This window comes from Sphingomonas sp. 7/4-4 (assembly GCF_027941955.1).
Taxonomy (GTDB): domain Bacteria; phylum Pseudomonadota; class Alphaproteobacteria; order Sphingomonadales; family Sphingomonadaceae; genus Sphingomonas.
Window position 1 is genome coordinate 2,469,218 of sequence record NZ_CP115960.1, and the last position, 12,401, is coordinate 2,481,618.

The window sequence follows — 12,401 nt, forward strand, 5'->3', positions numbered from 1 at the left end:
GCGTGTGTCGCAGGACCATCCTGGCGACGGCGGTACCTTGTCGCGATTCGGCGGCGTGCACGGTTCGAGATATCAAGAGATGTTGCCAGCCAAGGACCTTGCCGAGATCTTGGGCAAGAGGCCCAGCGCGCCACGCCAGGCTCACGGCACATTCGCGTGATCTTATGACGGACAGGCTGCGCCAGAATCGGACCCCACTTACAAGGGATCGAAAGTCCGAAGGCGTCCGCCGATCGGATGACGACAGGAGCGTCCGCTTTATCCAGGAGGGGTGCGACTTTGTGACCGGCATATGGAGGATCGGATGGATTTGGGCGCGAAGGATATCGCCGCGGCTCAGGCAAGTCATATGCTGACCCATCCCGGCGATCTCGCAATGTGGTGCGGCTGGTGGTGGGCGGGATACGATAGCCTCGCGCGGGACCCCGCCGGCTACTGGACCGCAATCGCGGAGATTAACGGCAGAATGCTCGAATCCTGTCTGCAAACCTGGGGACGGAAAACCTAGCCGGGCGACGGCGGCTTCGATCTCATTGCCCTGTGCCGGCCCCGGATTCCAGGTCAGCGTTTGGAATGGCGCAAACCAGCCTCGCCAGGGCTACTTGCGAATGAACGCCGGTCTTGTCGAAGCAACGCGAGAGCTGCGTGCGAACGGTGTTGACCGACACGCCCAGCATCAATGCCACCGCCGGATTGGTCAGGCCCGACGCAATCAGCGCCGCGATCCTCGCCTCGGCCGGGGTCAAGCCATAGGCGTCGCGGAGCGCCTCGATGCGATCGTCCAACCGCTCGGCCGGGTCGATAATCTGGATCAGCAATCGATGTTCCTCGTCAGAGGTGTCCTGCCAGGGGTTCGGTGCGCGCCTTAAAGGCGTCAGGATGAGGAGTAGCGCCGGTAAGCCCGACGGCCGCTGGAGGCTGAGGGCACGCGACAGCTTCGCTGCCCGGTCATCCGCAACCGCCAGGGCTTCCGAAATCCTCCGGGAAAGGCGCGAGACTTCGCCGGGCATGGTGGCCCGAAGCGCCGTTCCTGCCCATCCTGTCAGACCGTCGCGGCTTTTCAGCAAGACGTCAGCCGAGATGTTCGTGGCGAGCACTCGGCCGGAGCGGTCGAGCACCACGGAAGCCATTGGGAGGGCGACGAGGACAAGCCGAAGCGATTGCGCCTCGTCGCGGTGGCGCAAGGCAGTCATCGCCAGCCGGAGACTTCGCCAGAACGAAGGGCCCGGCCTGACGGGCAATTGCTGCGGGTCGAACACAGGGGCAGACGGGCGGGTTGCTGCAGCATCCACCGGAGCTGCGTTCAGCCGCATATCCGGATTCCAGGCCGGCGGTTCCGGCGATCCGCGCGCACGGCCGATCCCAAAATGCCCGGGGTTTTCCTTCACGGCAGGGAGACACTGCCTTTCGGCGCCAAAGTACGGCTGACGGCCGCAGCAAGCCGGCGTCGTGCGCGTTGCGCACTTTCGAGCACGCCGAAGGAGAGAAAAGCGTGGATGGTCTCCTCGACCCTCTCGAGATGGGCGTCCACGCCCGCTGCCTTCAATCGCTCGTAATAGGCGATTCCCTCGTCGCGGAGCGGATCGTGGCCGGCGACCATGACGTGCGTGGGTGGGAGCTTTCGCAGATCCTCGGCATAAATCGGAGAGACGCGCGGATCGTCGGCGCGGTCTCCGGATCCGAGATACCAGTCGCGCGTCGCATCGATCGCCTCGCGAGCGAGCAAATAGTCGCCGCCGCCGAATGCGATACGCGACGGATAGCTCTCATGGGGCCGGCTGACGTCGATCACCGGATAGATCAGGAACTGTGCGGCGATCTGCGGAAAGCCGAGCTCCCCGGTCGCGTAATTGGTCACGCAGGCCGCGAGATTGCCTCCGGCGCTGTCTCCCATCACCGCCAGCCGGTCCGGATCGATGCCAAGGTCGGATCCCTGGGCCGCGATCCAGCGCGTCGCCGAGATCGCATCCTCAAGGCCGGCGGGAAAGGGATTCTCTGGCGCCAGTCGGTAATCGACGCTGATGAATTGCACGCCGCTGAGCGCCACGAGCGTCCGAACCAGTTCGTCATAGCAGTCCAGATCCCCGACCGACCAGCCGCCGCCATGGAAGAAGACAACGACCGGCAGCAGCGCGTCGCCTGCTTGGGCGGGGCGATAGCTGCGCGCGGATCGCCTGCCGGCAGCGCCCTCCACTTCGATCGAAGTGCAGGTTACCGCCGCGTCGTCCACTGGTCCGGCAAAGGCCGCGAACACCGTCGCCGAATACGCACGTGCCGCTTCCATGCCCGTGAAGCGCTGGTCGGCGAGCATTTCCTCGTTGATCGACTGCAGCCGGTCGAGAAGAGCGATGGTTTCCTGGTCGAGCATCGAGCGCTTCCTCAATAGCGGTAGGTCAGGCGCAGATCGTAGGTACGCGTCGCCGAGAAGAAATTGACCTGCACGCCGGGGAAGTCGGCGAGGTTGAAGCCCTGGGTGCGGACGGCATGGTCTGTGAGATTCTGGACGCTCGCCCGCAACTCCCATCGATTGTTCGCGCTCTTGACGCCGACAAAGGCGTTGAGCAGCGCGTAGTCACCTTGGGTCAAGGCGGGCGAGGCGGTTATCTCGGTCGCGGTGCGGCTGCGATAGACGCCATCGAGATGGACCACGCCATTGAGAGTATCGCTGATCGGCACCGTATAGGTTGCGCCGAGGCTGGCATTCCATTCGGGCGAATTGACCAGCGGCCGATCGCTGACGTCCGAGGCGACGGTGCCGATCAGGATGTTGAATTCGTCATATCGAGCATGAAGCCAGCCGACCGAAGCGTTCAGCGACACCCGCTTCGTCGGCTGCGCGGCAAGCTCGAGCTCGGCGCCGTAGCTGTGTGCCGCGGCGGCATTGGTGAACAGGCTGACGAACACCCCGCTGACCGGGTCGGCGCCGAACGATGTCACCTGGATGTCGGTGTAGTTGTTGTAGAAGAAGGCGGCGTTGGCGACGAGGCGGCCATCGAACCAGCTGGTCTTGGCGCCGCCTTCGTAGCTCCAGACATATTCGGGGCGGAACGGCTGGAAGCCGAAGTCGGTGGTCGCGCGCCCGTCGAACCCGCCGCTCTTGAAGCCGCGGGCGACCGACGCATAGAGCAGCGCGTGTTCCGCCGGCTTGTACGATAGCGATACCTTGGGGGTGAACGCGTCGAAGCTCGCGTCACCGCGCACTGGAACGCCGGGCACGCCGGCCCCATCAAGGAACGGCGGCGTGTCGCGAATGACCGAGACGGATGGATCGAAGAAATTCTCGAACTGGCGGCCCGACCGGCGCTTCTCCCGAGTGTAGCGCAAACCCGCGCTGACGCTGAGCCTGGGCGAGAGCGTGAGCGTCGCATCGCCATAGGCCGCGTAGGAATCGGTCGTCTGGAGGGTATCGGCGAGGCTCGAGGTCGCGAACCCGAAATCGGTGACGGGGAATCCGAAGATCGTCGCGGCGCCATTGTCGACGCCGGAGAATGAATCGTCCCGATCGTGGAAATAATAGAGACCGGCGGTAACCGCGAGCAACCGCTTGTCGTCATAAGTGAGGCGCAGTTCCTGGCTGAACTGATGCTCCTTCTGTTTCAGCAGGATGTCGAGGATCGGCAGCGGCGAACCGTCGGTGTCGAGGTTGAGGTTGAACTCCATCGAGCGGTAAGCGGTGATCGATTCGAGCGTCAGCGCGTCGCTCGCGTACCACCGCGCGGTCAGCGAAGTGCCGAACGCGGTCAGGTCGGACAGACCGTTGGCGTTGGTATCGACCCGATACTCGTCCAAGCTCGCCGGATAGGTGACCAGGACCGGCGTCGCGCCGGTGATGGCGGTCTGCAGAACGGGGCTGCGCGACGTATCGGGCCGGTCGATCTTGCCGTCGACGCTCAGCAGCAACTCGAACCGATCGGAGGGCTCGAACGCGAGCGCGCCGCGCCCGGCGAAGGAGCGGACGTCGCCATCGTCACGGCCATCGAAGCCGTTGTGGTTGTAGCCCTCGCGCCGGGTGAAGGTGAATGCGGCCTTGGCGCGCAGCGCATCGCCGGCGATCGGCCCGCCGATCCGACCCTGCAGATTGTAATAGCCGTAATTGCCGATTCCCGCTTCGGCATAAGCCTCGAAGTCCCTGGGCGGCGGTGTCGACACGAACTTGACCGCGCCACCGATCGTGTTGCGGCCATAGAGCGTACCCTGCGGGCCCCGCAGCACCTCGACCCGATCGACATCGAACAGGTCGAGAAAGGCCGCCTGGGTGCGCGCTATGAAGACGTCGTCGACATAGACACCGACCCCGGGATCCGCGAATGCGAGCGAGTCATTCTGCCCGACGCCGCGGATGAAGATCACCGCGTTCGAGGCATCGCCCTTGTCGAGATAAAGATTGGGGACCGAATATTGCAGTCCGGACAGGTCCCTGGCCTGGAGATCGGAGATGCGATCGGCTTTGAACGCGCTGACGGCGACGGGCACGTCCTGCAGCGCTTCCTCGCGCCGCCGCGCAGTGACCAGGATCTCATCAAGGCGCCCATCGTCCTCGCTCGCCTGGCCCGTGGCGGTATGGGCCACCGTGCCATCCTGCTGCGCGAATGCGGGAGATGCGATCAGCAGCGCCGGCGGGCAGCAGACGATGGCCAGAGCCCTGCGTGCAAATGTCGGCACCTGCCTGATTGCGCGCGCCACCGATTCTCCCCCTGTTCATCGTTCAGGCCAGTCGCGGAACAATAGAGTGGCGCTCCGGGAGGAGTCGACGACAGGACGAATCAATCTGGCAGGACAAATTCGCTCAAGCGATTGGCTCTTCCGGCCGGGGATCTTGTTCGATCGCGGCGATGAACGCGGTAGGTGTGACACCCTTCCACGCCTTGAACGCGCGCGAGAAGCTTCGGGAATCGGCAAATCCCAGTGCGTCGGCGACGTCGGCGACCGGCCTGCGCTCGGCAAGAAGCGCGCATGCCGTCTCGTCGAGCACGCGCGCACGAATCGCGCGGAACGAGAGATCGCTGTCGGCGAGTCGGCGGCGCAGCGTCGCGGTGCTGACGCCGAGCTTCTGCGCGACCTCGGACTGGGCCTGCGCTCCCCGGCAATGGCCGTGCCGACCCTTGCCGGAAACCCGTTGGGCCGTAGCGAGTGTTCGCGTGCCGCGATCATCGCCACGGCATTGTCGTAAATGTCGGCCGCGCGCACGGTGACGGCAGCGTCTCCGCGCACGGGGAAGGAGGCCATCGGCAGGGCATATTCAAGCACATAGGTAGGGCTGCCGTACCGGACCGGCACGGTCCAGAAGGCGAGCAGGCCATTGGAAGGCTGCCGCGCTCTTCGCCGGGTACGAACCGTGCGCAGCGAGTCCGAGATGTCGGTACCGGCGGCGAGTGAGAGAAGCGCGTGAAGGAAGATGAGGACTCCTTCCATGAGGGCGTGCACGACGTCGGAATCGGCGTCGAACACATAGGGGAAATCGCGATCGTCGATCACATAGGCGATCCGGTCGCGACGCCGCTCGACGCGATTATAGTGGCCGCCATGCATGAGGTTGTAGGCCCGGGCGGCATGGCGCATCGCCTCTTCCAGGCTCTCCGCCGTCACCAGCGTGTCCATGACGAAATCGGTTGCGCCTGCGGCCAACGGACGTTTCGAGAAACGACAGCTCTCGTCGCGCAGTTTGACCGACACCTGCTGGACCAGCTGGAAATATTCGTCGAGCGGCATGTCGCCGCGGACCGCGTCTTCTTTGCCGTCGTCGACGACGCAGCCGGCATCCACGGCGAGACGCCACAGGGGAGCGACTTCGGAGGCGCGAACGGCGAGACGCATGAGGCGATAATGCCAGAATAAGCGAGCGATGCGCTACACTGGAGTTTCGAGCGGAAAGGCAACCGAAAGTCCGTGAGCACAGCGCGATCTTCGTCGTGCTTTCGGCAGGCCTCCCGGCACTCGGAGCCGCGATCTTCGGCATCAGGATGCAAGGCGGCTTCGGGGGTAGTGCCGAGCGCTCGAATGCGACGGCCCGGGATCTCGCGCGCATCGTCGCGGCTCTGGAGCCTTCTGACCTTGGCCTCGCACGCCAGGCGGATCCGGTCGAGGGAGCGGCCGCGGCCATGCTGCAGGACCTGCGCGAATGGCGGCTCGCCTATCAGCAGCAGCGGCGGCTCGAACTTCCTGCCTGACGAAGCATATGGCAGGTAAAGGGCTGTCATACGATCGAGTGATGCGGCGGCCGGGAGGGATGCGATAGTCTCCACCCCTGCTTCGGGAGGCACTTCGGATGATCAGGCCCTTTGCGTTTCTTTTCGCCGCGGGACTTCCGCTTCTCTTTGGCGCGTGTTCGGTGGCAGCGGAGCACGGTGGCACGGCGGAAGCGGCGAACGATACCGGCCAGGCCGCTGCAGCTTCGTCCAAAGCCCGGGACGTGTCGCCGCAAGGCGCGGTGGCATGCGCGCCGGCCGAGGCCACACGTGTCGCGGTCGCCATGGATCACGCGGCAGCCTTGGGGGTCAGGATCGCGAGCACCGGTAGCACCGAAGGCTTTGCCGAGCTCTTTCGGGAGACGCAGGATCTGAACCGGACTCTTTCGCCTTCGTGCAACGCATTCCTGACGCGACTGGGCGAGGATCTGAAGGCGGAGCAGGCCGCGGGACGAGTGACGAGCGACCGCTATGCGCCTCTCAGGAACCAGCGCATTTATCATGACCCGGCGACCGATACCTATACGGCGCCGGGTGTCGCTTCCTGCACACCGACGAGCTGCTTCGTGAACTAGCGGATCCAGGGCAGCCGCGTGCTCGCCGAGCGGACCTGCATCGAACGCCGCATCGAGGACAGTCTTGTCAAACCGCGTCGTCCCGAATGCCAGGCCGGGCGGACGGACCGTGCAACCGGGAACACCGGGGCCGAGGCGAGAAGCTGATCTCGGGGCTCATCCAATCGAGTGACGCGCAGCGTCCGACGAGCCTCCATGATGCACTCGAATTTAAAGGATGAACCATGGTGTTGAGAGCAGTTTTCCTGGGTCTCGGGGCGTTGGCGACGGCGGCCCCCGCGGCCGCGCAGCAACCGTCGCAGGCCGAGATCGGCCAAATGGCCGTCGCGCTGCTGCGGTGTAACGGTACGCTTGGCAGCTTGCCCAAGATCGCCAATCGGCAAATGAACGAGCAGACGGCCGCCTACGCGGAGTTCGCCGGCGGCATCGGCGGCATGATCGCCGACGAGGCCAAGCTGACCAAGGATCAGCGCGCCAGGGCCGTGGCGGACGGTGCGGCGATGATCCGGCCGCCGCACAGCGAGACTGAAATTCAGGCGGCGATTAAGGACTGCCTGACGCTCGTCGAGGGTCTGCGCACACAGATGAACGACGCCCGGGCGAAAAAGAAATGAAACCCTCGGACGCGTCCGGACGATCGATCTCCCCGGCGGGGCGTGAGCACCTCAGGGCCATGGCCCTCGGCTGCGCCGTGAGCGTCGCCGTCATGGCCGGGCCCGCCGACGCCCAGACGTCGAAGTCGAAGGCCGCGACGGTGACGCCGGCCGGGCGCGCGGGGTCAGCGCCGCTGCGCGCGCGGTCGCCATGGGTCGCCGGCTGCAAGAAGGACCTCGTGATGGTGATCGCCGAACGGAGGCGCGCCGGGCATAGCTACAACCTCACCGACGCCGCCCTCAACGACCTTTGCGAGAAACTCTACACGCAGGCGGGAGCGGTCGGTGACGCCGACCGTCTGCAATTGCTTCGTATGGTGTTTGAAGAAAGCGACAAGGCCAATCCCACGCCGCAAGAGCGGGCCAGCGCCGCCCCGCTCGCCGATCGACGATTCAACGGATGGCTCCCGCAGTGCCGCACGGACACCAACAGGATCGTCGCCGAAAGGCGGAAGGCGGGCTACGGCTACACGATCGGCGCCGGAGGCGTGGATCAAATCTGTGGGCAGGTTTATGGCGACGGCGCCAGGCCGGTGACGGGCGCGGCGCTCGACGGGGCCATTCGCGCCGTCTTCACCAGGATGGAGCGGGAGGCCGATCGGAAGCTGGCCACCGCCGATCCGCTTCGAGATCCCCGCTATGTCGCCTGGGCGCCTGAGTGCCGCAGCGGCGCCAACGCCATTGTCGCCGAGCGCGTCGCCAAGGGTTACAACTATCGGGTGAGCGCCTCGGCCATCGACAGGCTCTGTCTCGGAATTTTCAGCGACGGCAAGCAGCCGGCGTCCGGCGGTGGCCTGGAACGCGCCATCCGCACGCGTTTCAAGCAGATGGAAAAGGCGGCCGACAGGCAGGTCAAGGCCGATGCGAGGAGCACCGACGCCGACGTCGCCGGCGGGGGCGGTTGCTGCTGCGCCGCCAACCGGATCGTTTCCGAGCCCGCCTGGGACATGGACGGCGGCTTCGGCGCCCGGCTGTTCGTCCCCGCCTGACGTGGCGGACGAGGATGCGCCCCGGCCGTTGAAGCTGCTTGGGGTGCACGCGGCGGAGATCGCCACCGACCGGCTGCTGATCGTGCGCGGCCGAACCCGCCTGACTTTCGAGGCGCCCGAGGCCGTGGCCGCCTGGGCGCAGCTGCAGGCCCTGACCGCGAAGGGCGGGGCCGCGCTCGAGGACATCGTCACCCGCCTCGATCGGCCGCAGGACGGGGCGGCGCTCGCGCTGGCCGAACTGCTGGTCAGCCGCGGCCTGCTGGTCCAGGCGGACGCGGCAGAACGGATCGAGGGCGTCGGGCTGGACGCCGCGGAGTCGGTGTTCTGGTGGGATCAGGGGCGGCACGCCCAGGCGGCGCGCGACGGCGTTTCGACCTTTCGGGCGACAGTGCTGGGCGTCAATGCGATCGGCGAAGCGCTGTGGGCGGGCTTGCGGCGGGCGGGCTTCTCGGCGGCGAGATGGATCGATCATCCGGCGCTGCGCAATCTGCAAGGCACCGCCGAGGCGGAGGATTTCGAAGCCTTTGCCGACGCCCCCGGCGACATTGATCTGCTGGTCGTCTGCTCCGACGCGGGCGCCGTCGAGGCGTTGCGCGGCTGGAACGCCTTCTGCATCTCCGAAGCGCTGCCGTTCCTGCCGGTGCTGTTCGACGACAACCATGGTCTGGTCGGGCCCTGGGTGCAGCCTGGCCGCAGCGCCTGTTTCGAGTGCCTGTGGCGGCGGTGGTCCTCGGTCGAGGGGCCGCCGCCGCCGACGGCCGAGCGCCAGAGCCAGGCCGGTCCCTATGCCGCCGGCCACCTGCCCGCCATGGCCGGCTTGCTCGGTCAGGCCGCCGCGATCGACGTCAACCGCGCAGCCGGCGGCCTCGCCCCGCGCACGCTCAATGGCGTACTGCATTACGACCTGCACGAGACCAGCCTCGCGCGCCGGCCGCTGCTCAAGGCGCCGTTCTGCCCGGTCTGCGGTCCGGGGCGGCTGGCCCCAACCCTGCGCCAGGACGGGGACGGCTTGCCGTGAGCGACGCCCTGACCGATCCTCGCCTCGGCATCGTGCCAGGCGTCCGAGACGAGGCGCTTGCCCCGAGCGAACCGCGCTTTGTCCACATCATCGCTCCGGCCTGCGACACCCGGGCCTTTTCGGCACCCGCCAACTTCCGGTTCTGCGGCGGCGCCTCGGTCAGCCGCGAGCGGGCGCGGGCCAAGGCGATCGGCGAGGCGGTCGAGCGCTACGCCTCGGCCCTCTATGATCCGCTCGCCCTGCCAGTGACGCCTGCGGCGGCGGCGTCGTTTCCCGTCGCGAATCCGGCCGACTTCGCCCTCTTCATTCCGGCGCAGCACGCCGAACCCGATTTCCCGTTCCGGCCTTTCGACGCCGGCACGCCGATTGCCTGGACGGCTGCCGTCGATCTGGCCACCGGCGAGCCGAGTTGGCTGCCCGCGGCCTCAATATGGGCCCCTATCACGCCCAGGTAGAGCGCGGCGAAGTCCAGGTGATCCAGTCGATTTCGACCGGTCTGGCCAGTCATCGCAGCCGCGAGGCAGCCCTGGTCAACGCCCTGTGCGAGGTGATCGAGCGCGACGCTTTCATGCTCGCCTGGCTCACCCAGTGCGCACCGCCGCGCCTCGACCCTCGGCGCCTGCCGCCATCGGTGGTCGACCTGATCAGGCGCTTCGAGGCGGCGGGTTACGAAGCGAGCCTGTTCGACCTGACCCAGGACAATCATGTGCCCTGCGTCATGGCCGTCATCGAAGGCCAGGCGCCGCGACCGGTGCTGACCTTCGCCGCAGCGTCCGAGCCGCGCACCGAGCGGGCGATGGTCAAGGCGCTGGAGGAGGCGGCCCACACCCAGCGCTATCAGGCCATCTTGCTGGAGGCGCGCGGGCCGGCGCCGGCGGACTTCGATCCTCACGCCGTCTACACCCAGGCCGACCATGTCTGGCTGGCCGCCTCGCCGGCCTGGCGCCGGGTCTGCGCGCCGTTTCTCGACGGCGCGCCACAGGCCGATCCGCCACTCGACCTGATCGCGGATGCCGGGTCAGCCGGCGACGGCGACCTAGCCGAGGCGTTGGGAGCGGCGATCCGCGCCACGGGCCATGTGACCTATGCCGCCGACCTCACCCCACCTGATCTCGCCTCCCTCGGCTATTACGTGTGTCGCGCCGTCGCCCCCGGCTACCAGCCCCTGACCATCGGCGGCCAGCTGCGCCCTCTGGGCGGCGTCCGCCTGGCGCGGGCGCTTGGAGGCGGCGAGGCTTATGCACCGCCGCATCCCTTCCCATGAGCGACGAGGAGGAGGATCCGAGCGCCTGGCGGCTGTTCCATGAGAACGCCAAGCTCGAGCGTTTCACACCGCGCCCGGACGACGCCACCGTGACCGCACGTATGTCGGCCGAGCGCCCGGGCTTGCGCTTCTCGGCCTGTCCGCAACTGGATCTGCCGCCCGCGACGGCGCTGCCGGCGGCGTTGCAGGCCGTGGTGGCGCGCCGCCGCACCGCACGCGCCTTCGGGTCCGAAGCGCTCGACCTGGCCGATCTTGCGGCGCTGTTGTCGGCGTCCGCGGCCGTGACCTTGCCGGCGCAGCGGCGCCCATTACGGGCGATTCCCTCGGCGGGGGCGCTGTTTCCGCTGGAGCTGTTCATCGCCCTGCCGGCATCGGAAACGGCACCGGCACGCCTGCTGCACTTTGATCCGATCGACAGCCGGCTGGCGGTGCTCAAAGCGGGCGACGCGGCCAAAGGCCTCGCCACCTGCTTCGTCGATCCGACCCTGATTACGCAGGCAAGGGCCGTGTTCCTGATCGCCGGCATATTCGAGCGGTCGACGTTCAAATATGGCGAGCGCGGCTATCGCTTCGTTCTCCTGGAGGCGGGCCATCTGGCCCAGGCCCTGATCATCGCCGCTGAAGCGCTGGGCCTTGCCGCAGCTCCGCTCGGGGGCTTCTTCGATCGCGATCTCGACGACTGGCTCGGTCTCGACGGTCTTCAGGCGGGCGCCGTCTACGCCGTCGCCGTCGGTCGCGGCTCAACCTGCGGCGGTTAGATAGACAATCTTACAGACCACGAAAGCCGATGCGATCACGCCGGCGACCGCCCTGTTCGGCGGATACGGAGGAATCGACGATCATCGCGTTCTGGCCGCCGGTCCGCGATCAACGGGATCGGCTTGCCGTCGGCGGACAGGCGCCCGGCAAGCAGCTTCCGGATCAGGCCGGCACTGCGACCGATTTGGGCCCATGGAGCCGGCTGGCGGAGGCCGCTTCAGCCGGCTTCGCCGGATTCGTGGCATCCCGATGGCGCGTGACGTCGCTGTTCCTTTTTGCGATTTCTCCCGCGGGCATCAGCCGCACGACCAGCTCGGGCTTCCTTCTCGACCCGTACATCGCCGCCGGCTCGCGGATCGCGCGCTCCAGCCCGCGCCCGTCGAGGTTGGGAACATAATATTGGCGGCTGTTGATGACGTCGCTCACGCGGGGAACTGCGCGCAGTCGCCCAGGAAGTCCGACCATATGGCGACGATCACGGCGACCCTCACATTGCATCATATCTTGTGCATTATCGCGGTTAGTGCGTCAGCTATGATGCATAGAAAGATTCCAGGAGACTTGTCGAATTATATGTTTGCACTATAAGTTGAGCACTAAATCTGCTAATGCACGAGTTATGGTGCGACCATGAGAAGCTCCCAGTCCCAAAATGCCCTGCCGCTTGCGGTACGAAAGGCGCTGCGCAAGCTCGGCGGCGACATCCAGGTTGCGCGCAAACGCCGGCGCCTGACGATGACGATCGTCGCAGAGCGCGCCTTTATCAGCCGCAACACGCTCACCCGCGTGGAGCGAGGAGATCCCGCGGTCGCCCTCGGCATCTATGCCACCGTCCTCTTCGTGCTCGGACTGGCAGAGCGCCTCGGCGACCTGGCCGACCCACTCAGCGACGCCGTCGGGCTGTCCCTCGAGGCCGAGCGGCTGCCCCAGCGCGCGCGTAGCAGGTCCTGAGGCTGCG

General features: G+C 66.7%; 13 protein-coding genes and 2 pseudogenes. 9 read left to right on the top strand and 6 right to left on the bottom strand.

What is annotated here, in order from left to right; genetic code table 11:
- Nucleotides 1-304 precede the first annotated feature (304 nt).
- Nucleotides 305-508, top strand: a complete 204-nt coding sequence (locus tag PIB19_RS12410) for a hypothetical protein (RefSeq protein WP_271237609.1) — start codon at nt 305-307, stop codon at nt 506-508.
- A 22-nt stretch (nt 509-530) separates the two neighbouring features.
- Here PIB19_RS12410 and PIB19_RS12415 read toward each other — a convergent pair whose 3' ends face one another.
- The 5 genes and pseudogenes from PIB19_RS12415 to PIB19_RS23680 all read right to left on the bottom strand — a co-directional run.
- A complete protein-coding gene (locus PIB19_RS12415) occupies nt 531-1,388 on the bottom strand; it encodes a helix-turn-helix transcriptional regulator (RefSeq protein WP_271237610.1) in 858 nt (285 codons plus the stop codon).
- Nucleotides 1,385-2,368, bottom strand: coding sequence for an alpha/beta hydrolase (locus PIB19_RS12420; protein WP_271237611.1), 984 nt, complete (start codon nt 2,366-2,368; stop codon nt 1,385-1,387). Before PIB19_RS12420 ends, PIB19_RS12415 begins: the two co-directional genes overlap by 4 nt.
- An 11-nt stretch (nt 2,369-2,379) precedes the next feature.
- On the bottom strand, nt 2,380-4,683 hold the full coding sequence (locus PIB19_RS12425; protein ID WP_271237612.1) for a TonB-dependent receptor: 2,304 nt from the start codon (nt 4,681-4,683) through the stop codon (nt 2,380-2,382).
- 103 nt (nt 4,684-4,786) lie between these two features.
- Nucleotides 4,787-5,239, bottom strand: coding sequence for a helix-turn-helix domain-containing protein (locus tag PIB19_RS23675; protein WP_443018747.1), 453 nt, complete (start codon nt 5,237-5,239; stop codon nt 4,787-4,789).
- Between the two features lie 56 nt (nt 5,240-5,295).
- Nucleotides 5,296-5,814 (bottom strand): annotated as a pseudogene (locus tag PIB19_RS23680) (hypothetical protein); the annotation flags it as partial.
- Between the two features lie 146 nt (nt 5,815-5,960).
- On the opposite strand from PIB19_RS23680, the gene PIB19_RS12435 reads away from it, so the two are divergent.
- The 7 genes and pseudogenes from PIB19_RS12435 to PIB19_RS12465 all read left to right on the top strand — a co-directional run bounded on the left by PIB19_RS12435 (nt 5,961) and on the right by PIB19_RS12465 (nt 11,442).
- A complete protein-coding gene (locus PIB19_RS12435; protein WP_271237614.1) occupies nt 5,961-6,167 on the top strand; it encodes a hypothetical protein in 207 nt (68 codons plus the stop codon).
- A 161-nt stretch (nt 6,168-6,328) separates the two neighbouring features.
- Complete coding sequence (locus PIB19_RS12440) at nt 6,329-6,760, top strand: hypothetical protein (protein WP_271237615.1); 432 nt, start codon at nt 6,329-6,331, stop codon at nt 6,758-6,760.
- A gap of 224 nt (nt 6,761-6,984) precedes the next feature.
- Nucleotides 6,985-7,374: a hypothetical protein gene (locus PIB19_RS12445; RefSeq protein ID WP_271237616.1), complete on the top strand. Its 390-nt coding sequence runs from the start codon at nt 6,985-6,987 to the stop codon at nt 7,372-7,374.
- 77 nt (nt 7,375-7,451) lie between these two features.
- The gene (locus PIB19_RS12450; protein WP_271237617.1) at nt 7,452-8,402 is read left to right on the top strand and encodes a hypothetical protein; all 951 of its coding nucleotides are present in this window, start codon (nt 7,452-7,454) and stop codon (nt 8,400-8,402) included.
- Between the two features lies 1 nt (nt 8,403).
- Nucleotides 8,404-9,420 (top strand): TOMM precursor leader peptide-binding protein, encoded by a 1,017-nt coding sequence (locus PIB19_RS12455; protein ID WP_271237618.1) that lies wholly within the window; start codon nt 8,404-8,406, stop codon nt 9,418-9,420.
- A 32-nt stretch (nt 9,421-9,452) separates the two neighbouring features.
- Nucleotides 9,453-10,684 (top strand): annotated as a pseudogene (locus PIB19_RS12460) (YcaO-like family protein).
- The gene (locus PIB19_RS12465) at nt 10,681-11,442 is read left to right on the top strand and encodes a SagB/ThcOx family dehydrogenase (protein ID WP_271237619.1); all 762 of its coding nucleotides are present in this window, start codon (nt 10,681-10,683) and stop codon (nt 11,440-11,442) included. The pseudogene PIB19_RS12460 and the gene PIB19_RS12465 overlap by 4 nt, the downstream one beginning before the upstream one ends.
- Before the next feature lie 163 nt (nt 11,443-11,605).
- Here the strand turns inward: PIB19_RS12465 and PIB19_RS12470 are convergent, their stop codons facing one another.
- Nucleotides 11,606-11,869 carry a hypothetical protein gene (locus PIB19_RS12470; protein WP_271237620.1) on the bottom strand — a complete coding sequence of 88 codons (264 nt, stop codon included), beginning with the start codon at nt 11,867-11,869 and terminating at the stop codon, nt 11,606-11,608.
- A 204-nt stretch (nt 11,870-12,073) separates the two neighbouring features.
- Here PIB19_RS12470 and PIB19_RS12475 point away from each other — a divergent pair, with 204 nt between their 5' ends.
- A complete protein-coding gene (locus PIB19_RS12475; RefSeq protein ID WP_271237621.1) occupies nt 12,074-12,394 on the top strand; it encodes a hypothetical protein in 321 nt (106 codons plus the stop codon).
- The last annotated feature ends 7 nt before the right edge of the window (nt 12,395-12,401 follow it).

Excerpts from the sequence above, each read along its gene's own strand:
- PIB19_RS12465 (WP_271237619.1), top strand. The coding sequence starts at position 10,681 with ATGAGCGACGAGGAGGAGGATCCGAGCGCCTGGCGGCTGTTCCATGAG.
- PIB19_RS12420 (WP_271237611.1), bottom strand. The coding sequence starts at position 2,368 with ATGCTCGACCAGGAAACCATCGCTCTTCTCGACCGGCTGCAGTCGATC.
- PIB19_RS12475 (WP_271237621.1), top strand. The coding sequence starts at position 12,074 with ATGAGAAGCTCCCAGTCCCAAAATGCCCTGCCGCTTGCGGTACGAAAG.
- PIB19_RS12445 (WP_271237616.1), top strand. The coding sequence starts at position 6,985 with ATGGTGTTGAGAGCAGTTTTCCTGGGTCTCGGGGCGTTGGCGACGGCG.
- PIB19_RS12435 (WP_271237614.1), top strand. The coding sequence starts at position 5,961 with ATGCAAGGCGGCTTCGGGGGTAGTGCCGAGCGCTCGAATGCGACGGCC.
- PIB19_RS12410 (WP_271237609.1), top strand. The coding sequence starts at position 305 with ATGGATTTGGGCGCGAAGGATATCGCCGCGGCTCAGGCAAGTCATATG.